The following is a 26592-nucleotide window of genomic DNA, read 5'->3' as shown; positions in this document are numbered from 1 at the left end:
AGCTATTGCCACGCACCTCTTCTCAAAAGAAAGGAGATTCCTCATGACACTTGGAAATCTGGTCGACTTAGCCTACTTGCTCCAACTACTCATTTTCATTGGCGTGGTTGCCTTGGTCGTTTTCTTTGTCCGATCCATCAAGAAAATCATTGCTCTGCTGGAAGAAATCGCCAGTAAGCTCTAATGAGCCCCTTTCTCTCTAAACCTTTCCAATCAGCAAGCAGGCTCCGTTTCTACTTGCTGATTCCTTTTTTGGTTGCGGTTATGCCTGAAAAAGTCTATAATGGGGGTATGTCTTTAAGCTATGGAAAAAAGGATTTTCCCAGTTAAATATGGATGAGAAGGTAATCTTATGTTTAAAATGCTTCGCCAAACAGTCACGTTATTGAGCGCCTTATTACTCTTGAGCGCTTGTGCCCAAAAGGCCTCCGAGCCAGTAAAAAGCACTAAGTCTAGCGCTGAAAAAGTAGCTGAGAAACAACACCAATCAAGCACGACAACCAGCCATTCAACAGTAGCTGAAAACTCAACCAGTAGCTCAACTACAAAAACTCAAACAGCTCCTACGAAGCCTTCAGCAACAGATAAGTCTGCAAGTGCCTCTAATCTCGATCCCCAGGCCATCAGCCAAGGTGACTACACTAGCCTTGCAGGGACTTGGACAAACGACTTAGGAGAAACCTTGGTGTTTTCTCCTACTGCCTTGTTAACTGAAAACATGACAATTACCTACCAATCCCTCAAAGATAACCTTATCTCTTTCAGTATTAATCCGACTAATGCGCCAACAGGTGGGGGCGTACTAACCATTATCCCTGCGGGGACTAAAAGCCCTGGTGGCCTAACCTTCCAAGAAGATGTTATGACTGCTGGGCAAAGCCTATCTGCTGAAAGCCATCCTTTCTCCCGCATTTCTGATGATCAAGCCCCACTCCCCTTCTTCCCAGAAGAGGATAAAGAAAGTGTCGAAGTCACCAGCGGTTATTTAAATCTCACTAAAGACACACCTGTCTTTGCCAAACCTGATAAATCAATGGAGCCTGTCATGACTTATCCAAAAGGGGAAAGTGTCTTTTGGGATAAGTATTTCAGCGAAAATGGGGAATTTTGGTACAGTTATGTCACCTATGACGGTGTTCGATACTACATTTCCTATACGGATGTTAGCCAATAAGACTCACCGTTTAGGATGACTGATTAAAACACGCCTAAAAAGCAACTGAAGTGGCTCAAGGTTTAGCCACTTCAGTTGCTTTTTTTGATGAAACAATCCTCAAAACCTATTTAAAGATCGCAATAGTGCAACCTGACCCTCCAGCATTCTGCGGTGCATAGCCGAAGCTTTTCACGTGTTTGTTGGCACGAAGATATTTAGTAACTGCTTCGCGGATAACGCCTGTTCCAATTCCATGGACAATATCGACTTGAGCGAGATTGTTGAGAAGCGCCTGATCAATAAACTCATCCAGTTCTTGCACGGCTTCTTCGTAACGTTTTCCTCTCAGGTCTAAACGAGCTGAAGGCCCCTTGGTATGGCTACGTTTGACCACATTGATCGGCTTAGCCATAGGCTGCAAATCAGCGTCTTTTTTAACCAAGTCAAACTCATCCTTCTTAAGCGTCATCTTAATAAGTCCGACTTGAGCTTCAAAGCGACCATCTTTTAATTCCTTAGTCAAGGTCCCTCTTTGGCCATAGGCCAGAACGACAATATCGTCTCCTACCTTGGCTGCACGACTCTTCTTGGCTTTTTTCAAGACCTTATTTTGCGCTAAGCGTACCTCTTCTGGCACCAATTTCTTGAGCTGGGCCTTAGCTTCGATGATTTGGTGAGGTTTAAGTTTAGCTTGGTCATGGAGATTTTTGAGAATCTGTTCACTCTCTGTTAAGGCTAACTCTACCAATTCTTGCGCTTCAGCCCTAGCCTTAGCCAGTTCATTGTCCTTTTCCCGACTAAACTCTTGGTAAAGTTTTTTCAGGGCACGGTTGAACTTCAAATTCTCCTGCTCAACTTCTCGGATGCGCTCTAGACGTCTTTGAGTCTCTGTTGTTTGAGATTCTAATTTTTCGATAATCGTATTAACATCGCTATCGCCCTGACTTTGAGCCTGTGCTTCTTTGACGATGACATCAGATAAACCTAAGCGCCTTGCGATGTCAAAAGCATTAGAACGCCCAGGAACACCTTGTAGGAAGCGATAAGTCGGGCTCAAGGTTTCCGTATCAAAAGCCATGCTGGCATTTTCAGCGTATGCTGTATTAATGCCATACGCCTTAAGTTCTGGGTAGTGCGTCGTTGCCATGGTCTTGATCATGCGCAAGCGTAAATCCTCTAAGATAGCCATCGCCAGTGCCGCTCCCTCTTGAGGGTCTGTCCCAGCTCCTAGTTCATCAAAGAGGACCAAATCCTCTTCTGTCACGTCAGCAAGAATACGGATAATATTGGTCATATGACTAGAGAAAGTTGACAAACTCTGCTCAATAGACTGCTCATCTCCAATATCTGCAAATATCTGCCGAAAAATCCCAACACGACTACCTGAATCCGCCAGAATTGGCAAACCCGATTGGGCCATTAGCTGCGCTAATCCCAAGGTTTTTAACATGATGGTTTTCCCACCTGTGTTCGGCCCTGTAATCAAGATAGCTGTTAAATCTTTTCCAAAATGCAAATCATTGGGGACAGGATTTTCTAGGAGTGGATGGCGGACGTTTAAGAGCTGAATCGCACGTTCTTTTGACAGTTTAGGAACAGTCGCTTGATGGGTTCTGGCAAAGAGATGTTTCGCGCGTACCAAATCCAAGTGTCCAATTAACCAGGCATTGTTCTTGAAGGCCTGATGGTGAGGGCGAACCAGGTTTGACAACTCTGTCAAAATTCGATAAATCTCATGGCGCTCATCTGCTCTAGCATTGGTAATCGCTTCGTTCAAGGTGACCACAGCTCTAGGTTCGATGTAAACCGTTGTCCCAGAGGCTGAAATATCATGCACAATTCCTGGGATTCGGTTGCGGTAAGTGTTCTTGACCGGCAGAACATTGCGACCATTCCGGTTAACAATCATTGTCTCAACCAGCATATCTCCTTGTTTTTTGAGAATATCCTGGAGTACCTGACGGATTTGATTTTCCCCCTCTTGGATACTGCGGCGTATTCTGCTCAATTCAGGACTCGCAAAAGATTCCACAAAACCACCGTCATTGATTGCCTGCAAACTTCCCTGCAACTGAGGAAATACTGCAATGTTTTCAAATAAACGGCTCAACTGATCAAGCGTAACATTCTCTAAATTGTCATAAGTATCCTTAAGCGATTTGCTGACTTCTAGGACACGTTTTAGGGCTAAAAATTCATCGATATTGAGCTGTCCTTCGACCGCTAGACGCGCCACAACAGTCGAGATATCTCTTGTTTCTCCGATGGCAAATTGGGGTGAGGCGATAAACAGCTCTGCCATTTCCGTCATCTCTGCAAAAAGCGCCCTCAAACGGCCTTCTTCAGCCACTGGATAAAGCGCATCTAACTCTAGATTGCCTTGAGCCGTCGTTAGGAACGGCCGAAAACGTTCCTTAACTTTGTCGAATTCCAACGTCTCTAATATTTTTTGATTCATATTTGTTAATCCTTATCACTAAAAAAGGAAGTAGACCAAGAGAGGCTTGAAGGGGCCTGCTCTTTTCTCGCTCCCTAATAGTTTTTTGAAAAAATCAATGGTACCAAGGTCATCTTGACTCATTCTTGGCAACTCAAGGATGCGCTAAAACAGTTCATTCCCAGATTATTTCACCCTCATCTTAAAAAGGGAAATTAGGATGAGCAGTTAGGCTTATACAGTGAAGCACAAACCTCCCACCTCATGCCTCCAGTTATATAGCTATGAAAGTAGAGATCAAGAAGCTTTTTGCCAGCATCAACCGCCAATCACCTTGGTTACCCAAAGATTTTTGAGGAATTGGGAAACAATAGGCGTGTGGAGCATCAGCTTCACTAGCCAACTTCCCGTAATCCGTTCTTGAACCATGGCTATTGGAATCGTCGTCAGGATCATCACAACCATTTCGAGACCTATCCAGGTCACAAGAACAGACAAAACTCCTGCCCCAATCCGTGAATAGCCAATATCTAAGGTATCTAAATCTGTTAAATGAAAGAAAATTCCTAGCAAACGCACCAAGCCATAGGTCAGGAGATAAACAGCCAAGAAGGCTGACCCTGCATAGAAGACCTGATCCAGGTCAAAAATGTTATTTTGATCAAAGAAGACCGTCTTCGCTCCTTCTGCCGGGCTGGCATATGGCACCCACAAATAGAGCCAGTCGGCCAAACGCCGATAATATAAACTCGCAACAAAAAGCGAAATCAAACTCCCCAAAAAGTAAAACCCCTGCAGGGCTAAGCCTCTGCGAAAGCCAATATAAAACTGCCAAGCTAGAATCAGTAAAAGGGCAAATGTTACCATTATTTTACCTCCGTATCACCAGCACTGTCAGCTGTTTGAATGTGTTCCAACATTTTCTTACGCAGACGAGCCAGCTCCTCTTCTTGCTGATCAAACTCCAGCTCACGCACCAACTGAACAGACAAGGTATTGATTGCTAACAATATCGCCAAGGTTTCCGTATCTGCTGTCGGCATCTCCTCTTGAAGCGCGCGATACTTTTCCTTAGCCACACGCTCAATCTCTTCCATAAAAAGATTATCATGCTCAGTTGTCAGGGTTAATTGCTTATCTGAAAATGTAAATTTGTATCGATTTAAATCTGCCATAGCTTACCTCATCCCTCATTATACCTTATTTTTAAGCATTTGACCATTTATCAGGGGCTTTTTCTCGAAAATATGATAGAATAGAAAGCATGAATCCTATCGTATTGCAATTGACCACTGCGCAAATTTCCCAACTGGTCAAGGCTTATCAAGACTTTTCTGTCCCTCATAAGGACCCCTACAAAACGCATTTTTTCAAAGTTCGCTCAACCAGTATCAGTGTTTATACGACAGGCAAGGTCCTCTTTCAGGGCCAGGAGGCAGCGGTATTGGCCAAGGACTGGCAGACGGCTACTAACCTTTCAGCAAGAAAAAGCAAGCCAGCCACAAAGGTGGATCAATCCTTTACCACTGTAGGCTCTGACGAGGTTGGGAATGGGTCTTATTTTGGAGGAATTGCGGTAGTCGCCAGTTTTGTGAAACCCGAACAACACCAGCGCCTCAAGGCTTTAGGGGTTGGAGACTCAAAAACGCTGACTGACCAAAAAATTCTCCAGCTAGCTCCTATTTTAGAAAAAGAGATTGACCATCAAGCCCTACTGCTATCCCCGCAAAAGTATAATGAAGTTGTTCCCGCGCGCTATAATGCTGTTTCAGTCAAGGTCGCCCTTCATAACCAAGCCATTTTTCTCCTTCTCAAGAGAATTGAAAGACCTGAGCAAATCATCATCGATGCCTTTACTAGCGATGCGAATTACCACAAATACCTCAAAAAGGAAAGCAACCACTTTGACCAAGCTGTCTCCTTGATTGAGAAAGCTGAAGGGCAATGTCTGGCAGTCGCAGTCTCATCGATTATCGCGCGTAGCCTCTTTCTCAATCAACTCAAAGAACTAGGGCAAAAGGTCGGCTACCAACTTCCGAGTGGTGCTGGCACTACCTCTGATAAGGTCGCTAGTCAAATCCTTGCGGCCTACGGCCAAGCAGGGCTTGAGCAGACAGCTAAACTACATTTTAAAAACACAGAAAAAGCAGCCCAGCTGCTCAGGAGATCTTAACTATGTCACGAAGAAAAACCAGACAGTTCCATTTTGTTTCTTTCCTTAAGGAATGGGGAGGGTTTATCCTCTTTATGACTCTTTTTCTTATCTCACGGTATACCCTTTGGAATCCTGTAACGGTTGATGGCCATTCCATGGATCCTACGCTCTCCGATCAGGATAAACTCATCGTCTTACTTCACACTAAAGTCGAGCGTTTCGACATTGTGGTGGCTAATTCTGTTGATGATAAAGGAAAGCTAACCCAAATCGTTAAACGAGTGATTGGGATGCCTGGAGACGTTATTTCTTTCAAAAATGATCAGCTAATGGTCAACGGTCAGGTTGTGGAAGAACCCTACTTAAAAGAGTATCTAGCAGCCTTCCAAAAGGACAAGCTGCAATCTACATACAGCTACAACACCTATTTCCAAGAGCTAGCCCAGAAATCTCCTAGCTTCACTACAGACAGCAACTTTGTCTCAGAATTTACTGTAACTATCCCCGAGGACCAATACTTCTTGGTCGGCGATGATCGCATCGTCTCTAAGGATAGCCGCCATGTGGGTACCTACTCTGAAGAAAGTCTCGTCGGCGAAGTCAAACTCAGGTTCTGGCCTATTCCACACTTTAAACTTTTTTAACAGAAGATAAACTCAGTTGGTTAACCCGCTGGGTTTTATCATAAGTCTAGCTGTGATAGCAGACTTTTGCTATTTCAGAGAAAGGATCTCATGACCTATTTTTTCTCGGGCTCTATTGAGCGAGTGATTTTTGAAAATCCAAGCAATTTCTATAAGATTATCCTGTTAACCATTGAAGAAACAGATTGTCCAGACTTTGATGATCTTGAGATTATCGTGACCGGAACGGTTGCCGAGGTTATTGAAGGGGAAGACTATACCTTCTTTGGTGAATTAATCACCCACCCACGCTACGGCCAGCAATTGGCCATCTCCCGTTACGAGCGTGCTAAACCAAGTGCCAAGGGGCTGGTCAACTACTTCTCTAGCGACCATTTTAAAGGGATCGGCCGCAAGACTGCTGAACGTATTGTCGACACCTATGGCCCGGAAGAGACCATTGACCAGATTTTGAAAGCTCCTGAAAAACTGACCAATATCCAAGGTCTTTCTCAAAAAGCACGGGAAAATTTCCTAGAGAAGCTACGGGCCAACTATGGGACCGAGATGATTTTAGCCAAGCTAGCTGAGTATGGCATCCCCAATAAATTAGCCTTTCAGATCCAGGATACCTACAAGGAAAGTACCTTGCAAGTTATCGAGGAAAACCCCTACCAGTTGGTTAGCGATATCCATGGCATTGGTTTCAAGCTGGCCGATCGGATTGCTGAAAACCTCAATATCGCTAGCGATGCCCCAGAGCGTTTCCGAGCTGGCTTGCTCCACAGCCTCTTGCAACGCTCGATGGAGACCGGCGATACCTATGTGGAAGCAAGAGATCTGCTAGAAGCCAGTTTATTGCTTTTAGAGGAGTCTCGCCCTGTCGAGTTGTTCCCCGAAGCTGTGGCAGCAGAACTGAGACATTTGATTGAGACTGGAAGCGTCCAGCAAGTCGGAACCAAGATTTTCAACAACAGCCTCTATTTTTCTGAAGAGGGGATTCAAAAACACCTCAACCGCTTATTAAAGCAAGGGCCCCCGCAGACTTTTGCTCCAGAAACGATCCGTGCAGAATTGGCAGAATTAGAACAACAATTCGGTATCCAATACGATTCACTGCAGGCCTCCGCCATCATCGAGGCCATCAATCAACCGGTCTTTGTCCTGACAGGTGGTCCTGGCACCGGAAAAACAACCATCATCAATGGTCTGATTGCCGTTTACGCCCGACTCCATGGGATTGATTTGACACGGTCAACAGGCGATTTGCCCATTATGCTGGCAGCTCCAACCGGCCGAGCTGCACGGCGGATGAATGAGCTGACAGGCCTGCCTGCCGCAACGATTCACAGGCACTTAGGGCTGACGGGAGAATCTGCAGAAGAGGTCAGCTACCTTAGTGACTATCTGGATGCGGAGCTTCTGATTGTTGATGAGTTTTCCATGGTAGACACCTGGTTAGCCAACCAGTTGCTGACTCACGTTTCGCCCAATACTCAGCTTATTCTTGTCGGCGATAGCGACCAGCTGCCGTCCGTCAATCCTGGCCAGGTTCTTGCTGACCTACTCAAGGTCAAGACAATCCCCCACATTGCACTCAAGACGATCTATCGTCAAACTCAGGATTCGACGATTGTTTCCTTGGCCAACGATATCCGACAAGGCCAGTTACCTCCCGATTTTCGTGATAAAAAGGCTGACCGTTCTTATTTCGAGGCCCTGCCTGAGCAAATCCCTCAGATGGTCAGTCGGATTGTCAGCGCAGCAATAAAAAGCGGCATTCCTTCAAGAGATATCCAAATCCTCGCTCCCATGTACAAGGGAACAGCTGGCATTGATCAGCTTAATCTCCTCATGCAAGAACAACTCAATCCCTTAGCCAATGAGCAACTGTCCTTTGCCTTTAACGACCTCAGTTTTCGCCAAGGGGACAAGGTCATCCATCTGGTCAACGATGCCGAAGCCAATGTCTTCAATGGCGATTTGGGCTACATTACCGATCTCCTACCTGGCAAATACAGTGACAGCAAGCAAGATGAAATCAGCATCAGCTTTGATGGCAACGAAATCACCTACCCTCGAAACGAATGGTACAAAATAACGCTGGCCTACGCTATGTCTATCCATAAATCGCAAGGAAGCGAGTTTCCTGTGGTTATCCTGCCCTTGGTCAATGCGAATCGACGCATGCTCCAGCGTAACCTCCTCTACACGGCCATCACCCGTAGCAAGAGCAAATTGATCTTGCTCGGCAACTACACCGCCTTTGATTATGCAACCCAGACCAGAGGAACTGCCCGAAAGACCTACCTTATTGAGCGCTTCGAACCATTTGAACCCGTCGAAGGGCAACATCAACAAGAAAACACGCCTGTTTCTATCACCGAAGACCACCCAGTAAGCACGAAGCAAGAACAAGTTGAAGTACCTGACCAAGTTCTGACCGAGCCCACTGAATACCGCCTGACGCCAGACAACTATCTGGCGATTGACACCATGATTGGTCTTGACGAGGAACTGATTGCTCAATTCTTTAAAAGCTGAACTATCTTCTATCAAATCTTAGTCCACATCACCAGCCAGCGCCTATTCTGCTCTCTTTCACTTTTCTAATTGTTTTGTGGTTATAATAATTATAAACCATGACATGGAAAAACGAGCATCTCCTACTGCGGAAATGCTCGTTTTTTCTATCTTGAGACTAGTTTTTGCCCAGCCTCTTTAACACAATAGAAAACTAAATGGTTTTTCTTCTGGTTACGATAAAGATGAAAAACGTCTTTTAAAGAAAGCGTAAGCAGTTAATAAAACTAAACCAATTCCACCCAATAGGCTCAGGAAAAGGCTATGTTTGGTACCTGTTTGTGGTAACACTCTCCTACCAGTAGTGTCTCCTGCTTTTGCTTGGTTAGAGGACGTTTGGCGCATGCCATTTGCATCTCCATTTCCTTCGCTCGGCTGTGTATTCCCCACTATCTCTTTTGTGCCAACTTCTACAACTTCTGTAACAGCGGCCTTAACCACTTGGCGACCTATTTCCTTGCGACTGGTTTCCACGCCATCGGTATAGGTCACTTCATAAGTAATAGCTACCTCTCCTGCTTGGCCTTTTGTCTTGATGCGGCGCTCCCCTTTTGGCAATACTGGATTTTGTTCCTCTTTGGTGTCAAAGGGAATTGGGCTATTCAGAACTTCTTCTTTTGTAGAAACAAGAGGATTTGGTGCCAATTCTTTTGTGCCAACTTCTACAACTTCTGTAACGGCTGCTTTAACAACCTGACGGCTAATTTCCTTGCGGCTGGTTTCCACACCATCGGTATAGGTCACTTCATAAGTAATAGCTACCTCTCCTGCTTGGCCTTTTGTCTTGATGCGGCGCTCCCCTTTTGGCAATGCTGGATTTTGTTCCTCTTTGGTGTCAAAGGGGATTGTTTCTTGCTTGATTTCTGTCTTGACTTCAGTTTTTGTTCCTGGGTCAGTTTTTACAATTATTTTGTTGCCTTTTTCTAAGTGCGGTTTCAAGGTATCAGCAATGGATTGTTCCTGCACATAGATGATCGTTTCAGCTGGAATGGCTAAACTCTTAGCTTCTACTTTCCAGTCTGAGCTATCTGTCAAGAAATGAATTTCTTTTAAAGAATCCAAATTTCCAGATAAAAAGTTCGCTGGGAGATGAGTGACTCCTTTTCCAAATGTGATTTTTTCTAACTTTGGCAATCCGTTAAATGGGTGTACTTCAAACTCCGAAACCTGATTTGGAATCGTCAATTCCTTTAATTCCATATCTTCATAAAAAGCAAGACGTCCAATCTTTTTCAGACTAGTTGGCAATGCAATGCTTTCAACATTGATAGTCGTTGCAAAAGTAAAGGTTGGAATTTCTTCAATCCCTTCTCCAAGGGTAATCTTCTTTAAAGTCGTGTTATTATTAAATGCATAAGGTGATATAGCCTTGGTTGCATTCGGTGTTGTAAAGCTATCTCCTGGTTTTTGAGCAGGATAATAAATCAAACGGTCTAATCCCTTAGTATACAAAACACCATCTTGCGATTCGTAACTGTCATTTCCTTCTGCTACATAAACAGCTTTCAAACCAGACGACAAAGCAAATGGTTTTTCCCCAATATTTTTTAAGGTTTTGGGAAGGGTCAATTCTTCTAATTTGGGTAGGTTCGAAAATACTTCATTTCCCATACTGTTTAGGTGTGATCCTTCTTCAAAGGTAAAACTTTTCAAACTTTCATTGAAATTAAAGACCCGGTTTCCTATGGTTTCAACAGAGGCTGGGAGCTGAAAACTTTGTAGGTTGGTAAAGGAAAAAGCACCATCTTCTATCGTTTGCAGTTGACTGCCGGCTTCAAAGGCAATCGTTCGTGCATTGCTAGCCTTAAAGCCATTTTTCTTGATGAGGGTAACTCCTTTTGGTATGGTAATAGCCGAAGGGTAATAGGTCAGCATTCCAGATTCATCAGCATAGTAAGCTAAGGCCTCTTCACCGATAGCGGTAACCGTATAGGTTGTGCCATCAATCGTCACTTGAGATGGCACGGTATAGGGCTGACCATCTTGTTCACTTTTAAATTCAATGGGGTACAGCCCATTTCCTAGCTGAACAGTTGGGTGCTCGCCTAAACTCAAAACCTTAAATTTCACACCATTATCGACTAGAACCTTCCCTACCGACACAGCCTCATTACCAAGACTTGTCTCTCTGTTCTCTGCTTCAAGGCCCGGAAAAGTCGTGCCAGCTTCTGAACGACTATCCTCGGGCAGCGTTTCACCAGTGCCGACAAGGGCTTCCACTGACGAATTTGTAACAGGTGTTTCTTCAGCCAAAACAAGAATCGGTTGAGTCAACTGTGATGTCAACAAGGTTGCAACAGTCGCTAAATAAATAATTTGTTGTCTTTTCATATCAATTCCTAACTAAATAAAAAGAAATGATGAAACAATAAACTGCGAGCTCTTTCAGTTTATTCTTCCTCGCAATTCTTGAGAACACATTTTCCAACAAAAGAGGATTCCATTTCTCAGTAGAATTGGTTCGAAAAAGTTGTTAACAAGCCTTTTCTCTTGTTTTCCAGTATAGCACCACTTACTTGTTAAGTCAACTTAATTTATTATTTAATCAATGTTAATTTTTTTAAAGTCATACCCACTCGTCTAACGGATGGTTTGTATAAGAGCTATAAGCCCACACTATCAGTCAGCGCTTAAAGGCGCTGGTTTTCACTTTGTTTAAACCTCACCCGCTTTTGACTCATCAACAGCCTCATAAAGAGGCATTTGTATTACTTACCACTATCCCTAAAGGAATCTTTATATGCTTTCGCACTCAGTTTGACAAGTGCGATATCATGTTAATTCGCCTTCTTATTTCTAGGCTCATGAAGAAATCATCCACTGGAAAATTCTTCTCCTTTCGCTATGCAATAGGCATAAACACCTTTATTGTATAGCGTTTGAAGTTTTTGGGTATAACCAGAGACACGCACCTTACGGAACGTGACAGACTTAAAGTCATAAACCCAAAATCCCCCTGCTTCTTGTCTGGAAAAAAACAAAGGGATTTTTACAGTGCTCCTACTTAAAAAATGTTCAATACTTGCGATAGCGAGCCGTTGAAACAGCGAATCTTGAAATCAGAAAGCAACAGGAGCTCAAAATTCAGCAATGACAACACCTTATACGCAAAAAAATCAATCTAGCCTAGCAAACGAAACTGATGATAGAACTGGAGTTCGTAGAAGAGAGTTGACAAGGGCTATCTTTCTACCATTTGTCAAGTCTATCAATGTTTTGATTGTCAGAGAGTATTGAATTTCCAAAACAGTCTCCCTGACTGATTTGCTAATATCCGTTCTATCTCCCCAAACGGTCTGAGCCTAAAAATAAAAACGCTCAGAAAAAGAGAATTTAATTTCCTAGATTAGGAAAAATGTTTTTAAAATGGAACAATTATATCATATGATCTGGTTTCCTATCTGCCGTCAAAGGGGTATGAGTGTCCTAGTCGTCTAAATCGGATCCTCCAAGATTCCCTGATCCTGCCCCAAAGGTTCGAGACCGGTCACCGTTATCCCCAAGAGCCTGATACCGCCACGTTGGACCTCCAGTTGTTGATAAATGGCCTGGGCCAGCTCTGCGATTTCCTCCGAACCATGAATCCCCCTGTCAAGAGTCTTACGCTTGGTTAGGGTATAAAAATCTTCATAACGCACCTTTAGAACGATGGTTTTCCCCTGAAAGCCATGGCGCATCAGGCTTTCCGCCACCCTCTGACTCAGTTTGCCCAATTCCTTGAACACGTCCTCATCCCTGTAGAGCCACTTGCTATAGGTTCGTTCCTTGCCCAAGGACTTCCTCACGCGCTCTGTTCGGACAGGCGAGTTGGAAATCCCTCTGGCCTTACGGTAAAGGTCATAACCCAATCGGCCAAAGGCATCAATTAGGGTCATTTCAGGAATCGCCTGCAAATCTTTCCCACGATAAATGCCCATCGCATTTAAACGCTCAACCGTCTTTGTCCCCACACCATGAAATTTCTGAATCGGGAGGTCCGCTAAAATAGACACCGCCTGGTCAGGCAAAATGACTGTTAGACCGTGAGGCTTTTCCATATCAGAAGCAATTTTGGCTAAGAACTTGTTGTAAGAGACTCCTGCGGAGGCAGTCAGGTGCAATTCCTCCCAAATGTCGCGCTGGATCAGTTTAGCAATCTTGACAGCAGAAGAGAGACCCAACTTATTAACCGTCACATCAAGGTAAGCTTCATCAATCGACATAGGCTCCACGGCATCAGTGTATCGTTGGAAAATGGCCCTTACCTGACGGCCAACTTGGACATACTTGTCATAGTTCCCTGAGATAAAAACTGCCTGCGGACACCGCTGATAGGCTTCTTTGGCAGACATCGCTGAACGAATGCCGAAGGCCCGTGCTTCATAGGAACAGGTTGATACCACTCCGCGCCCACCCGTCAGTCTGGGATCTCTAGCTATCACAACCGGTTTCCCCTTAAGTGTAGGATTATCCCTTTGCTCAATGGCCGCAAAAAAAGCATCCATGTCAATATGGATAATCTTTCGGCTCCGATCATCAACCAAAGGAAAAATAAGCATGTCTTCTCCTACCTCTTTACCATTACAGAGCCAAGCTTATTGACCACTCTGAACTCTATTTCTTAAAACTAACACTAGTATAGCAAATATTGCTAAAATAGACCTCCTATTAGCATTAAGCTTCCTAATAAAAGAAATCCCCCGATCTGTCCAAATTAGGAAAATCGAGGGAGCCTCAAAAGGCAACACAAGAAGGTTACACCCAGCCAGCATATAAGCTACTGAAAAACAACAGCCATAAATAAAGGAGCAAGGCAAGTAGTATCGCTAGTACAAGGTAGGTCGCCAAGGTTTGCTTGTGAGACGTCACTTTTCGAATCAGCGCTGAAGCCAGAGGCAAAAACAGAAGAACAGCCGTCCCGTTTAAAAGCAAGGGGGACTCAGCAATCACTTCAAAGGCTTTGTTTTGATAGATGTGATGATAATAGTAGGCAGAAAAACTCAAGTGAATCATGAAAAAGAAGAGAAAACTGACTTTTGGGAAAAGCAACCCCCGTCGAATAGCGCGAAGGATGAGAAAATAAACAACACATCCTAGAAGTAAGTAAAGCGGTCTGATTGCCATAATTGCCATAACTAGTTATTCCAACAAAATACAGTCATCGCGGCTGCCGCAAACCTGAATTTTGTTGTCCCTTCTGAACTATTTCGAATGACTCCCCTGAGAGCATCGCAAAATTGTTGATTGCAAGCACTATTATCGCCACCATGAACAGTGCACTGATCATGAGCCCTACAAGCACTACCCAAGTCATCACGAGGCGCAACAGACCAACCTCTATTCCCTCTCCCACAATAATTTCCGTGCAACATCAATCCAGAAACAACTGCTCTAAATCTCAACTAACGATCTTTTTCAGGATCACTCATTGTAGACAGTTGAGAAGTTAGTTGATTGATGTGACTCCCTATGGCTATGACTTCTTTCGTCTCACCTGCAGAAACAGCTGCCTTATCGTCAAAAATCACTTTCCCATTACTATCTTTAGAGACCTAGTGTTTAACCTTTTCTATGATCAACGCTTTATCTAAAGGGATCCCTTCCGTACAGGTTACACACCTTTCCCTTCCAGATTCAAGCGTCACTATTGTGGCAGAGCCTAAGAGAGTGGGTAAAAATAGAGCTATCGCGATTAAACATTGACGTTTCAGTTTCCGAAAAAACATAACATCAACCTGCTTATTTAACCAAAAAAACTACGGTTTGACAATGCTCTGTACAGAGATAAGTACAGTTACACTTCAATGATAAAGTAAGCGCTCTCTTTTGTCAAGCATTCCCATCTATCCAAATCAATAAGAATAACAATAATACTGAAAATTTCCAAAATACATTCTATTTAATGTTCTGTGATTCACTTATCAAAGTTAATGAGCTTTTTAACCATATTAGTCAATGTAAAATAAATAACACAAGAAAGCGGTTACTATTGTTTTTTAGCTGTTCTTCGCCTTGTGCAAACGGTTCCTGAGTGCTATAATAGGAACTGTAAAAGCAATAAAAAAGAAAGAAGGATATCACATGTCAACAATTGTTAAAACAAAAAATGTGACAGAAGATGTTTTTGCCAAAGCCTGGGAAGGTTTCCAAGGTGATGACTGGCGTACCAAGGCCAGCGTTTCTCGCTTCGTGCAAGCGAACTATACGCCTTACGACGGAGATGAAAGCTTCTTGGCTGGACCAACTGAGCGCTCTCTTCATATCAAGAAAATCATTGAAGAAACAAAAGCTCATTACGAAGAAACACGTTTCCCAATGGATATTGATCGTGCAACGTCTATCGCTGATATCCCTGCTGGTTTCATTGACAAAGACCGTGAACTTATCTTTGGTATTCAGAATGATGAGCTCTTTAAACTTAATTTCATGCCACGCGGCGGTATCCGTATGGCTGAAACCACTCTGATCGAGAACGGTTACACACCTGACCCACTTCTTCATGAAATTTACACCAAACACGCTACTACGGTTAACGATGGGATCTTCCGTGCTTACACAGCTGACATCCGTCGTGCGCGTCACAGCCACCACGTATCAGGGCTTCCTGATGCTTACTCACGTGGTCGTATCATCGGGATGTATGCGCGTTTAGCGCTTTACGGTGCTGACTACTTGATGGAAGAAAAGGTGGCAGATTGGAATGCTGTCACTGAAATCGATGAAGAATCCATCCGTCTTCGTGAAGAAATCAACCTTCAATATCAAGCGCTTCAACAAGTTGTAAAACTCGGTGACCTTTACGGTGTGGATGTGCGTCGTCCAGCTCTTGATACCAAAGAAGCCATCCAATGGACTAACATCGCCTTCATGGCTGTCTGCCGTGTCATCAATGGTGCCGCAACTTCTGTTGGTCGCTTGCCAATCGTTCTTGATATCTACGCAGAACGTGACTTGGCTCGCGGTACTTACACCGAGTCTGAAATCCAAGAATTTGTCGATGACTTCGTTCTTAAACTCCGTACAGTGAAATTTGCTCGGACCAAAGCTTTTGACGAAATTTACTCCGGTGACCCAACCTTCTTGACTACTTCTATGGCTGGTATGGGGAACGATGGCCGTCACCGTGTCACTAAGATGGATTACCGTTTCTTGAACACCCTTGACAACATCGGTAACTCACCAGAACCAAACTTGACCGTTCTCTGGTCTGACCAATTGCCATACGCTTTCCGTCGCTACTGTATGGCCATGAGCCACAAGCATTCTTCTATCCAGTATGAAGGCGTGACAACCATGGCTAAAGACGGTTACGGTGAAATGTCATGTATCTCTTGCTGTGTGTCACCGCTTGACCCAGAAAGCGAAGACAAACGCCACAACATCCAGTACTTCGGTGCCCGTGTAAACGTGTTGAAAGCGTTGCTCTCCTCTTGGAATAACGGTTATGACGATGTCCATAAGGACTATAAGGTCTTTGATGTGGTTGAGCCAAACAACTCAGAAATCTTTGAGTACGATGAAGTTATTGCTAACTTTGAAAAAGCTCTTGACTGGTTGACAGACACTTACGTAGATGCGATGAACATTATCCACTACATGACCGACAAATACAACTACGAAGCAGTCCAAATGGCCTTCTTGCCAACCCACCTTCGTGCTAACATGGGCTTCGGTATCTGTGGCTTTGCCAACACTGTTGACTCACTCTCAGCTATCAAATACGCCCAAGTTAAGCCAATCCGTGATGAAGATGGTTTCATCTACGACTATGAAGTAACGGGTGAATTCCCACGTTACGGTGAAGATGATGACCGCGTTGATGATATTGCGAAGTGGTTGATGGAAGCCTTCTTTACTCGCCTCAACCGTCACAAGCTTTATAAGAATGCTGAGGCAGCTGTGTCTATCTTGACCATCACATCAAACGTTGCCTACTCTAAGCAAACCGCTAATTCACCTGTTCACCGTGGGGTGTTCCTCAACGAAGATGGTTCTGTTAACACGTCTAAGGTTGAATTCTTCCCACCAGGTGCCAACCCAACCTCTAAATCTCGTGGTGGTTGGTTGCAAAACTTGAACTCATTAGCAAAACTTGACTTCAATCACGCTAATGACGGTATCTCACTCACTACTCAGGTATCACCAAAAGCACTTGGTAAGACCTTTGATGAGCAAGTGAAGAACTTGGTGACCATCCTTGACGGTTACTTTGAAAGTGGTGGCCAACACGTCAACTTGAACGTTATGGACCTTCAAGATGTCTATGACAAGATCATGGCTGGTGAAGACGTTATCGTTCGTATCTCTGGTTACTGTGTCAACACTAAATACCTCACTAAAGAACAAAAAACAGAATTAACACAACGTGTCTTCCACGAAGTACTCTCCCTGGATGACTCTGTTGATGAGTTGATCAATAACTAATCTAAAAAACCTATCCCTAATTAAAAACCAGGGATAGGTTTTTAATTTATATAGTCAAGCAGCTTGTCTCTATCACCTTATATTTCTGATTAATAGCAGAAATCCTGGTATTTCGTCCGTCTACCCTATTCCTAGACCGATCACTTTATCTGTTTGCTGCCTATCTGGCTTCCTTGCTTTAAAAACTCTCTTAACCACTGAAAGCCATGAAGTACTAATAATCTCAAGCTGACTTCATCAAGAAAAGAGGCCACTTTCGATTCTTAAGCAAATAGCTCATTCAAGAGTCCTTAGGACCTCCTCGGATAATCAGTAAAGAATTATGACCACCCAAAAAATCAGTAGTGGTCTTATCCCACTACTGAACTCTTTCTTTTCTAGACCAAAGATGAGCTAGCTCCCAAGGTTTTATAGTGATGCGTTTTGAGGTTGGCAATGGAGAGCATAGCCACCAAACTAACCAGGTAAAGACTAGCTAGGAAAACCATCACTGTTGAAGGACCTGACACATCTAGGATTCTTCCAATAATCACCGATGAAAATCCTCCAATTGCTCGACCGACATTTAGGATAATATTATTGGCTGTTGAGCGAATGTGGTGCGGGTAAAGGCGAGTAATCATAGCCCCGTAGCCTGCAAACATCCCATTGACAAAGAAACCAACAACAGCACCTCCCAAAAGCAGAGCAAGCTGTGAATTAGCAAACTGAAAGAGGTAAACACAGACGGCTGAAGCAATCAGAAACACTGCATAGACAGGTCGCGGCCCAAACTTATCTAGGATATTCCCAAAAACTAACATGCCTAGACACATGCCAAGAATGGTCGTCACCATCCAGAGAGAGGAGTCCTTCACTGAAATTCCTAGGCTTGTCTGAATCATAGTAGGAAGCCAGTTCATCATGCCAAAGTAGCCTGCAATCTGCACAGTCGTCATTACCATGAGGGCAATGGTCTGTGCCGTCAAAGCTGGTGTCTTGAAGAGTTCTTTGATGCTAACCAAATCTGTAGAATGTTCTTCGACTTCTCCTTGATCTAGGATTGCATCGTCTTTGACGAAAACCTGCATCCAAATCACAAGGGCCAAAGGTGCTAGACCAAAGAGGAAGAGGCCTCGCCATCCCAAGGCTGGAGCGATCAAACCCGCTAAGACTGCTGATGTGATGGAGCCAATTTGCCCTGCGATGCCATTGAGTGAGGAGATTCGTCCCATCTTTTCCTTAGGCACAATCCCTGCCATGATAGCAATGGCTACTCCGTATTCACCACCAACACCAATTCCAGCAATAAAGCGCATCAGATAAAGGTAGGACAAACTGCTCGTAAAGTAAATTAGGCCACTAGCAAGAGCAAAGATAGCAATGGTCCACTTCAATACTTTAAACTTATTGTACCGGTCAGCCAACAGTCCAAAAATCAAGCCACCCACCAACATTCCTAAATTAGTGATGGTAGCAATCCAACCTGCCTGAGCCCCTGAAATAGCCAAATCTGCAATGATACTAGACATCGAAAATGACAAGAACATGACATTTAGGTCATCCGTTCCAGACGCCACGATGGCAGAGGCAAGCGCACGCTGATTGTTTTTATCGAGTTTTAAACCCAACATAGTATTCCTCCTTTAATGGCAGCTCTCTGTCTGCCGTTATTAAATTGGAACCAACTCTATGAGAAAAGCCGAGGAAAATCCCTCGGCAGTGAAAGCTTCTCAAAAAACATGGTTTGCTAGCAAACCAAGACTTCCTTTTTAGATTAACTTCCATGCCTCACAGGACATCATTAAAGTTATTCGCAATTTTTAATAGTTTATTATAATTTAGATATCTTGTCAATGGATTTGCCGAAATTTTTGAGAAATGTTCGTAACACCGTAACCCAAAAACTGAAGCATCCCCTATGTCTGTATGAATTCAAGAACATCTTAATAGGCTGAAAGCCTTAGCACACTGCCATGAGAAGATTTTAAAAATCTACATCCGATAGTAAACGTTTGATTCTAATTTCTAAACATTTGGTAACTTCTTTTTCCCTAACAAGAGGAGTATGGAAGAATTCCAAACCATGGTAAAGAATTCAATTCATACTCCTTTTATATAGCCTTTGTTTAACAGTCCGACTCTAAATGCCCTATGCCATTACTGTCTAAACAGTTGCAAGGTGAGACATACCACAATTTTATCTAAAAACAATGGATAAGTAGCTTACAGAGATCGGATTTAATTTTTTCTCTTTTTATGGACAAGACCTAACAAGCCGAACAGACTGCCTCCTAACCAAGTTAAGGCTGATGGCAAGTCACCTGTTACTGGCAACTGCTCTGCCTTTTGAGGTTGAGCCATCCTTGTTGCTTGAGTCACAGCTGATTTCATTGGCGCTTCTGGTTGCTTAGGTGCCTCTGGCTTCATTGGCACTTCTACTTGCTTAGGTGCCTCTGGTTTCATTGGTGCTTCTGACTGCTTAGGTGCCTCTGGTTTCATTGGCGCTTCTGACTGCTTAGGTGCCTCTGGTTTCATTGGCGCTTCTGCTTGCTTAGGTGATTCTGGTTTCATTGGCACTTCTGGCTGCTTAGGTGATTCTGGTTTTATTGGCACTTCTGCTTGCTTAGGTGCTTCTGGTTTCATTGGCGCTTCTGCTTGCTTAGGTGATTCTGGTTTCATTGGCACTTCTGCTTGCTTAGGTGCCTCTGGTTTCATTGGCACTTCTGCTTGCTTAGGTGATTCTGGTTTCATTGGCACTTCTGCTTGCTTAGGTGCCTCTGGTTTCATTGGCACTTCTGCTTGCTTAGGTGCTTCTGGTTTCATTGGCACTTCTGCTTGCTTAGGTGCCTCTGGTTTCATTGGCACTTCTGGCTGCTTAGGTACCTCTGGTTTCATTGGCACTTCCGTTTCTGGGAAGAATGGTTTTTCCTCATGCAGTTCAGGCTCAATCTTCTTCTCAACCTTTCGTGTAAAGGTCAAGGTGACACGCTTGTTATATGACTTCTTATCTTTATCCTCGTCCTCTTGTTTGAGCACATCATAGCCATCTGCGCCATTCTGCAATTCTTGGATGCGATCTTCCAGTTTTTCCTTATCATAGAAAGGAGTCTCTACATGCTGGCGACTGCCTTCATCGCCAGAAATTACTCTCAACAGGTATTTTTCTTTGTAAAATTGCAAAAGCACACGTTTGTCATTTTGAAATCTTTCCACGTAAGGATAGTGCCCAGATTTATAAGCTGTAATCGTCTCCTTTATCTTTTTTTCCAATTCTTCTGGTGTTCCATGGAAAGGATACTCAATTCTCTCTTTATCCGTGTACAAGAAAATAGTGTAAGCGCCTTCCAGAAGCCTCATCACCTGTTTCTCTTGTTCTGAAAGACCCTGTTTAGAGCTTCCCAAACCTAAACCTCCCGGCTTACGTGTAAGCGGCGCTGGCGCTTCTGGGGACTTATCAGCTGGTGCCTCAGTTGGTGATGTTGGGGCCTTAGCAGCTGGCGACTCAGCTGGTGCTGATGGTACCTTATCAGCTGGTGCCTCAGTTGGTGATGTTGGGGCCTTATCAGCTGGTGCCTCAGTTGGTGATGTTGGGGCCTTAGCAGCTGGCGACTCAGTTGGTGATGTTGGTGTCTTCTCAGCGGGCGACTCAGTTGGTGATGTTGGGGCCTTAGCAGCTGGCGACTCAGTTGGTGATGTTGGGGCCTTAGCAGCTGGCGACTCAGTTGGTGATGTTGGTGTCTTCTCAGCTGGCGACTCAGTTGGTGATGTTGGGGCCTTATCAGCTGGCGACTCAGTTGGTGATGTTGGGGCCTTAGCAGCTGGCGACTCAGTTGGTGATGATGGTGTCTTCTCAGCTGGCGACTCAGTTGGTGATGTTGGGGCCTTAGCAGCTGGTGCCTCAGTTGGTGATGTTGGGGCCTTAGCAGCTGGCGACTCAGTTGGTGATGTTGGGGCCTTAGCAGCTGGCGACTCAGTTGGTGATGTTGGGGCCTTCTCAGCTGGTGCCTCAGTTGGTGATGATGGTGTCTTCTCAGCTGGCGACTCAGTTGGTGATGGAGTAGACTCAGGTGCTGGAGTAGCACTTGGAATGCCTATACTTACCTTTTCTGACTGCTTTCCATCATTATAGACAGCAGTAGCGCTAAGGTCCGTTTCCTTTACAAGGGACTCAAGCGGAATAGTCCATTGTCCTGTTTTTGGATCAAGTTTAATACCATTAAACCAACCCATATCAGATAACTTCCATTCATCAGAAGATTTGGTAGCTTTAGGAAAAAGATCCCCCTGACTCTCTTCATCAAAGATGAAAGTCCCATCAAGTTCTACTGCCGCCACATCTTCATCCTCTGGAGGCGTCACAATGACAGAATCATTCTCTAATTTCAATGTTGGAGGAGCAGGAGAGGTAGTCTCTGGGTTTCTCGGTTCCCCCTCAAGCGCTTTTGATGCAACCTGAGCCATTGGGTACGCTTCTTTTCCTTTTACAATATCCTCTTTTTCTCCATCAAGAATAAAAGAGTCCCCCTCAAATGAGAAGCTGTCCCCATTCCAGCTGAAATCACTACCCGAAATGAGAGTATTTCCTCCAGTATCCATCTGCCCTTCAGACCCACTTAACTCTTCTGCCATAACGACACTTGTCCCTGTTAAGAGAAGGGTACCGACAAGGACAGAGCCTACGCCTCCTTTTAACTTGCGAAGGCTGTAGCGCTCTTTTCTATTCTTTGCTGTCACGTGATTTCTCCTTTCTTCTGTGACGACATCCCTTTGGACGACATCCCTTTGGACGACATCCCTTTGGACGACATCCCTTTGGACGACATCCCTTTGGACGACATCCCTTTGGACGACATCCCTTTGGACGACATCCCTTTGGACGACATCCCTTTGGATAAAACGATCTTAACAACTAATAGTTTAAAACAAAAAAACAGATATAGCTATCTCGTTAGAGTATTCTTTATCTGTTTTTTACCTAATATTAATTAAGAAAGGGCGCTTTTAATCACATCGCGCAATTCCCGACGTTTTTCAATCCAAAGGGGCCTGTCATCATAAGCAAAGGTGCGATTGGTCAAAAAAATGACTGCTTTTTGTTGGCTACGGTTCACCATGACAAAGGGGCCTGTGTAGCCGGTATGATCAATCCAATCGCCATCCAAATTCCAGCCTAGGGTTCTGGTTTTTTCAACACTTCCATAATTCTGCCAGAGGTCTTGGGCAAAGGGGGCTCTTAGATAATGCTGACAGAAACGTTGGAGGTCGCTAAGCGTTGAAAAAAGACCCGCTGAACCACAGTGGCTGCCTAAAACTTTGGCTTTGGGATCATGTACTTCACCATCTGTGACACCAGCTACAGTTGGGACGGCCTCTCTTCGAGGCCCAAAAGAGGTTGCTGACATCTGCCAAGGAATGAAAATCCGTTCGCGGAAAATTTGGTCCAAGGGTTGTCCCAGTACCTGCTCCAACAGGAACCCCAACAGAATAAAATTGATGTCCGTGTAGTGAAAAGCTTTCTGCTCTGTGACCCTTATGCCTAAGATTGCCTGTCTCAAACCTTCAAAATCAAGGCTATCCCGGTTTGGGATATAGGGATCAATTCCCGACGTGTGGGTCAATAGCTGTCGCAGGGTGACCGCAGAATCTGCAAAGTCAGGAAGATAGGCCTGCAAGGGTGCATCCAGCTCCAGCTGGCCAGCATTGAGTAGCTGAATCATGACCGTAGCAACACCAACCACCTTGGAGACACTGGCCAGGTCATAGACAAGGTCAGGACCAGTAGCTTGTTTCCCGTCCTGACTTCCGAGGTAAAAGCTCTGCCATTGCCCCTGACGATAAACCGACAGACTCGCCCCTAAATACAAGCCCTGAGCTATCTGACCCTCAATCTTATCCAGAATGGCTCTCATCGGCGAATACTCAAACTCAGTCGGTTGGAATCTTCAAAAGCCAAGAGACGTTCTTTTTTATCCAAAAAGACTGCCAATCCCTGATTCATCAAATCCACCTTAAGTTCCGCTAGGAGCGCGCCCTTGTCTACTTGAATATCAAACCCAGCCAAATCCCAGGTCAAACTATTATCCGCTTGTAAATCTTCCCCTTGTCCCCATAAAAAGGAAACTGGAAGCTGATCTCCAAACAGGGATTGGTAAAAGGCTTGACTGTGATCAGGTTCGGGTGTTCTGATGATAACCTGGTCTAGTTTGAGCACTGTAACCCCCAAAAATACCGTTAAGAGGTTGTCAAAGCTAGGGACTGCCTCAACAGGCTCCAAGTCCTCCAAAGAGGTTTCACTGTGGAGTAAAACTTCATGGCCTTCAGGTGAAATCGCCGAAAAAGCCCAGCCATTTTGACCGCGAAAAAGTGTCTGGTAAGAGACGCCTTTGGCCAATAGAACTTCAATTTCTTGGGGGTTAGCTACCTTAAAGACTAGCCGAACCAACTTAGAATCCCCCCTGACCTGACGCGTCCGCATAGATGGTGATTCTTCTAATGTCAATAGCACGGTCCGCTCACCATGGCCACCTAAATCAATAAAGGCATTTTCTTCTTGCAAAATTTTGAGCCCTAAAACGTCCTCATAGAAAGCTAGGTTTTGGGCACGATTATTTACTTTTAAAACGGGAACAACCGTCTGGATCGTATCTACTTTTTTCATAATTCTTATTCTAAGAAAAATTCTTTTTTTTGACAAGGATTTAACGGCTCTTCCCCAGTTTTTAGCGAAATTTTCTACAAAACTGGAATAGATGACCAATGAAAATCGTAGAGCATGAACAATTCCTATTCGCAGAAAGCTATTTCCATTTGCACGGTCTTCCAGACCAACGCCGATATTTTCGGTCCTCTAACAGAAAGACACTTTCCGAGGATAAGCGTAGTCCAATTGCACATTTTTTAGACAATTCGCCACTTATCCAGTATAATAGAAGGTGATTCTTCAAAAGAAAGGAAATTTATGCGTTACAATCAATTTTCCTATATTCAAACTCCTAAAGAAACCATGCTCAAAGAACTTGCTCAACTTGGGTTTGACTTGGATCCTACCTTATCTGACAAGGAAAACTTTGAACTCTTTGTCCGTAAAACATTTTTCAATTATCAGGACACCGACTACCCGCTATCGACCCTACTAGCCGATCCATCAACTGACCTGTTGAGCTTTTTTCAGTCAGACCAAGCCTTAACGGATGCTATTTTCTACAGAGTAGCCTTACAAATTTTGGGATTTGTCCCAGGTGTAGACTTTGAAGATCTGGATACTTTTTTAAAGGACAGTAACTTCCCCATCACTGCGACCGATGGTATTGAGCGTCTCTATCATTTGCTCAATTGTCGAAAAAAATCAGGCAATACTCTGATTGATCACCTCGTCGCTCAAGGCTTAATTCCTGAAGATAATACCTACCACTTCTTTAATGGGAAAGCCTTAGCAACCTTCACCACCCATGATTTGATTCGTGAAGTGGTCTATGTTGAAACAGGACTGGATACTGACCAAGATGGGCAGATTGACCTCGTCAAGGTCAACATTATCAGACCACGCTATAATGGTAAAATCCCTAGCATGATCACTAATAGCCCTTATCAGCAAGGGGTTAACGAGGTTGCTAGCGACAAGGCCCTCTATAAAATGGAGGAGGAATTGGCCGTTAAGGAACCTGGCACAATTCAAGTCTCAGCCCCTAACCAGCCTAACGTGTTGGAAGGAACCGCTCCTAGCAAACAAGCTTTTGAAGCTGAGGAAACCTTTACTTACCAGGGACGCTTTACCACCCTCAACGATTTCTTCCTGCCGAGAGGTTTTGCCAACCTCTACGTCTCTGGAATTGGGACTCTTGGCTCCGACGGCCTCATCACTAGCGGAGACTACCGCCATGTCCAATCCTTCAAAGCTGTAATTGATTGGCTCAATGGCAGAGCTGTCGCTTTTACCAGCCATCGTAGGGATAAGCAGGTTCTTGCAGACTGGTCATCTGGTAAAGTAACCACTACTGGGCTTTCCTATCTTGGAACCCTCTCTACTGCTCTCGCAACGACTGGTGTCCCAGGGTTAGAAGTGATCATCGCTGAGGCAGGTATCTCGTCTTGGTACGATTACTACCGTGAGAATGGTCTAGTCGTCAGCCCAGGTGGTTATCCAGGAGAAGATTTAGATAGTCTGGCAGCCCTCACCTACTCCAAAAGTCTACAAGCAGGTGATTTCCTCAAAAACAAGGCTAAGTACCAAGCCTTTATGACAGACCTGTCTCAGGCGCTGGACCGCCACTCTGGGGACTTCAGTCAATTCTGGCAGGACCGTAACTACCTCCCTCAAGTCAATCGTATTACCGCTGAGGTCGTTTATACTCATGGCCTTCAAGACTGGAATGTCAAACCCATCCATGTCTACAAGGTCTTTAAGGCTTTGAATCCTCAGCACCCCAAGCATCTCTTCCTCCATTTAGGAGAGCATGTTTACATGAATAACTGGCAGTCCATTGACTTCAGGGAGAGCATGAATGCCCTCCTCAGCCGAAAACTTCTGGGGTATGACAATCATTACCAACTGCCCGAACTGATCTGGCAAGACAATACCGCCAGCCAAACCTGGCAAGTCTTAGACCGTTTTGGTAGCGACAAGTCACTTGAACTCTCCCTGGGACAAGGCCAAGTTAGCATTGCCAACCACTACCCTGAAGAAACCTTCACGCGCTACAGCAAGGACTTCAATAGCTTCAAGCAGGACCTCTTTACTGATCAAGTAAATCAAGCGACCATCGACCTCACTCTGACCGAGGATTGCTGGATCAATGGCCGCACCAAGCTCAACCTTCGCCTAAAATCGAGCACCAACAAAGGCTTCATCTCTGCCCAGCTCCTGGATTACGGACCAGCTAAACGGATCACTTCGATCCCGATGCCCTTAATCCCTCGTTCTATGGATAATGGTCGGAATTTTGTTCAGGAAGACTTGCGAGAATTGCCTATGCCTGAAACCCCTTACCGTGTCCTCACTAAGGGCCATCTCAATCTGCAAAACCGCACAGACCTTATGACCATTGAAGCTGTCCCTGCTGACAGCTGGCTAGAGGTGAGCTTTGAACTCCAACCGACCATCTACAAGTTGAAAGAAGGCGATACCTTGCGTCTTGTTATCTACACTACCGATTTTGAGCACACCATTCGCGACAATGGCGACTGGACGATTGACTTAGATTTAGACCAATCAAGCCTCCAGCTTCCGCTCGAAAATTAACAATTTGACTAACTT

At 44.5% G+C, this 26592-nt stretch carries 17 protein-coding genes; 7 read left to right on the top strand and 10 right to left on the bottom strand.

Annotated elements, in window-relative coordinates:
• Positions 1-43 precede the first annotated feature (43 nt).
• Positions 44-184 (top strand): hypothetical protein, encoded by a 141-nt coding sequence (locus tag HF992_RS01705; RefSeq protein WP_168548333.1) that lies wholly within the window; start codon positions 44-46, stop codon positions 182-184.
• Between the two features lie 168 nt (positions 185-352).
• On the top strand, positions 353-1174 hold the full coding sequence (locus tag HF992_RS11885) for a DUF6287 domain-containing protein (protein WP_246201199.1): 822 nt from the start codon (positions 353-355) through the stop codon (positions 1172-1174).
• A 106-nt stretch (positions 1175-1280) separates the two neighbouring features.
• Here the strand turns inward: HF992_RS11885 and HF992_RS01695 are convergent, their stop codons facing one another.
• The 3 genes from HF992_RS01695 to HF992_RS01685 form a co-directional block, all read right to left on the bottom strand.
• Positions 1281-3614, bottom strand: a complete 2334-nt coding sequence (locus HF992_RS01695; protein ID WP_168548332.1) for an endonuclease MutS2 — start codon at positions 3612-3614, stop codon at positions 1281-1283.
• 297 nt (positions 3615-3911) lie between these two features.
• Positions 3912-4460, bottom strand: a complete 549-nt coding sequence (locus HF992_RS01690) for a CvpA family protein (RefSeq protein ID WP_168548331.1) — start codon at positions 4458-4460, stop codon at positions 3912-3914.
• A complete protein-coding gene (locus HF992_RS01685) occupies positions 4460-4768 on the bottom strand; it encodes a hypothetical protein (RefSeq protein ID WP_168548330.1) in 309 nt (102 codons plus the stop codon). The genes HF992_RS01690 and HF992_RS01685 overlap by 1 nt, the downstream gene beginning before the upstream one ends.
• An 89-nt stretch (positions 4769-4857) precedes the next feature.
• On the opposite strand from HF992_RS01685, the gene rnhC reads away from it, so the two are divergent.
• The 3 genes from rnhC to recD2 all read left to right on the top strand — a co-directional run bounded on the left by rnhC (position 4858) and on the right by recD2 (position 8915).
• Positions 4858-5766: a ribonuclease HIII gene (gene rnhC / locus HF992_RS01680; RefSeq protein WP_168548329.1), complete on the top strand. Its 909-nt coding sequence runs from the start codon at positions 4858-4860 to the stop codon at positions 5764-5766.
• A gap of 2 nt (positions 5767-5768) precedes the next feature.
• On the top strand, positions 5769-6392 hold the full coding sequence (gene lepB, locus HF992_RS01675; protein WP_168548328.1) for a signal peptidase I: 624 nt from the start codon (positions 5769-5771) through the stop codon (positions 6390-6392).
• A gap of 90 nt (positions 6393-6482) precedes the next feature.
• Entirely contained in the window at positions 6483-8915 is a 2433-nt protein-coding gene (recD2, locus tag HF992_RS01670; protein ID WP_168548327.1) for an SF1B family DNA helicase RecD2, read from the top strand.
• Positions 8916-9128: 213 nt separating this feature from the next.
• Here the strand turns inward: recD2 and HF992_RS01665 are convergent, their stop codons facing one another.
• The 3 genes from HF992_RS01665 to HF992_RS01655 form a co-directional block, all read right to left on the bottom strand.
• Positions 9129-11285, bottom strand: coding sequence for a G5 domain-containing protein (locus HF992_RS01665; protein WP_168548326.1), 2157 nt, complete (start codon positions 11283-11285; stop codon positions 9129-9131).
• A gap of 1103 nt (positions 11286-12388) precedes the next feature.
• A complete protein-coding gene (gene dinB / locus HF992_RS01660) occupies positions 12389-13492 on the bottom strand; it encodes a DNA polymerase IV (RefSeq protein WP_168548325.1) in 1104 nt (367 codons plus the stop codon).
• Between the two features lie 196 nt (positions 13493-13688).
• Positions 13689-14066: a hypothetical protein gene (locus tag HF992_RS01655; RefSeq protein ID WP_168548324.1), complete on the bottom strand. Its 378-nt coding sequence runs from the start codon at positions 14064-14066 to the stop codon at positions 13689-13691.
• A 948-nt stretch (positions 14067-15014) separates the two neighbouring features.
• Here HF992_RS01655 and pflB point away from each other — a divergent pair.
• Entirely contained in the window at positions 15015-17357 is a 2343-nt protein-coding gene (gene pflB / locus HF992_RS01650; RefSeq protein WP_168548323.1) for a formate C-acetyltransferase, read from the top strand.
• A 377-nt stretch (positions 17358-17734) separates the two neighbouring features.
• On the opposite strand, the gene HF992_RS01645 is transcribed toward pflB, so the two are convergent.
• The 4 genes from HF992_RS01645 to HF992_RS01625 form a co-directional block, all read right to left on the bottom strand.
• Positions 17735-18970 carry an MFS transporter gene (locus tag HF992_RS01645; RefSeq protein ID WP_168548322.1) on the bottom strand — a complete coding sequence of 412 codons (1236 nt, stop codon included), beginning with the start codon at positions 18968-18970 and terminating at the stop codon, positions 17735-17737.
• Positions 18971-19577: 607 nt separating this feature from the next.
• Positions 19578-22073 (bottom strand): YSIRK-type signal peptide-containing protein, encoded by a 2496-nt coding sequence (locus tag HF992_RS12265; RefSeq protein WP_168548321.1) that lies wholly within the window; start codon positions 22071-22073, stop codon positions 19578-19580.
• A 251-nt stretch (positions 22074-22324) separates the two neighbouring features.
• Entirely contained in the window at positions 22325-23248 is a 924-nt protein-coding gene (locus HF992_RS01630; protein ID WP_168548319.1) for a serine hydrolase domain-containing protein, read from the bottom strand.
• Positions 23245-23997, bottom strand: a complete 753-nt coding sequence (locus tag HF992_RS01625; protein WP_168548318.1) for a CppA N-terminal domain-containing protein — start codon at positions 23995-23997, stop codon at positions 23245-23247. Before HF992_RS01625 ends, HF992_RS01630 begins: the two co-directional genes overlap by 4 nt.
• A 300-nt stretch (positions 23998-24297) precedes the next feature.
• Here HF992_RS01625 and HF992_RS01620 point away from each other — a divergent pair, with 300 nt between their 5' ends.
• A complete protein-coding gene (locus tag HF992_RS01620) occupies positions 24298-26577 on the top strand; it encodes a Xaa-Pro dipeptidyl-peptidase (RefSeq protein ID WP_168548317.1) in 2280 nt (759 codons plus the stop codon).
• Positions 26578-26592 lie beyond the last annotated feature (15 nt).

The organism is Streptococcus ovuberis, from assembly GCF_012396585.1.
GTDB classification, from domain to species: domain Bacteria; phylum Bacillota; class Bacilli; order Lactobacillales; family Streptococcaceae; genus Streptococcus; species Streptococcus ovuberis.
The sequence above is the reverse complement of the archived record's forward strand: the minus strand, read 5'-3'. Positions and strand labels throughout refer to the sequence as shown.

Excerpts from the sequence above, each read along its gene's own strand:
- HF992_RS01705 (WP_168548333.1), top strand. The coding sequence starts at position 44 with ATGACACTTGGAAATCTGGTCGACTTAGCCTACTTGCTCCAACTACTC.
- HF992_RS11885 (WP_246201199.1), top strand. The coding sequence starts at position 353 with ATGTTTAAAATGCTTCGCCAAACAGTCACGTTATTGAGCGCCTTATTA.
- HF992_RS01695 (WP_168548332.1), bottom strand. The coding sequence starts at position 3,614 with ATGAATCAAAAAATATTAGAGACGTTGGAATTCGACAAAGTTAAGGAA.
- HF992_RS01690 (WP_168548331.1), bottom strand. The coding sequence starts at position 4,460 with ATGGTAACATTTGCCCTTTTACTGATTCTAGCTTGGCAGTTTTATATT.
- HF992_RS01685 (WP_168548330.1), bottom strand. The coding sequence starts at position 4,768 with ATGGCAGATTTAAATCGATACAAATTTACATTTTCAGATAAGCAATTA.
- rnhC (WP_168548329.1), top strand. The coding sequence starts at position 4,858 with ATGAATCCTATCGTATTGCAATTGACCACTGCGCAAATTTCCCAACTG.
- lepB (WP_168548328.1), top strand. The coding sequence starts at position 5,769 with ATGTCACGAAGAAAAACCAGACAGTTCCATTTTGTTTCTTTCCTTAAG.
- recD2 (WP_168548327.1), top strand. The coding sequence starts at position 6,483 with ATGACCTATTTTTTCTCGGGCTCTATTGAGCGAGTGATTTTTGAAAAT.
- HF992_RS01665 (WP_168548326.1), bottom strand. The coding sequence starts at position 11,285 with ATGAAAAGACAACAAATTATTTATTTAGCGACTGTTGCAACCTTGTTG.
- dinB (WP_168548325.1), bottom strand. The coding sequence starts at position 13,492 with ATGCTTATTTTTCCTTTGGTTGATGATCGGAGCCGAAAGATTATCCAT.
- HF992_RS01655 (WP_168548324.1), bottom strand. The coding sequence starts at position 14,066 with ATGGCAATTATGGCAATCAGACCGCTTTACTTACTTCTAGGATGTGTT.
- pflB (WP_168548323.1), top strand. The coding sequence starts at position 15,015 with ATGTCAACAATTGTTAAAACAAAAAATGTGACAGAAGATGTTTTTGCC.
- HF992_RS01645 (WP_168548322.1), bottom strand. The coding sequence starts at position 18,970 with ATGTTGGGTTTAAAACTCGATAAAAACAATCAGCGTGCGCTTGCCTCT.
- HF992_RS01630 (WP_168548319.1), bottom strand. The coding sequence starts at position 23,248 with ATGAGAGCCATTCTGGATAAGATTGAGGGTCAGATAGCTCAGGGCTTG.
- HF992_RS01625 (WP_168548318.1), bottom strand. The coding sequence starts at position 23,997 with ATGAAAAAAGTAGATACGATCCAGACGGTTGTTCCCGTTTTAAAAGTA.
- HF992_RS01620 (WP_168548317.1), top strand. The coding sequence starts at position 24,298 with ATGCGTTACAATCAATTTTCCTATATTCAAACTCCTAAAGAAACCATG.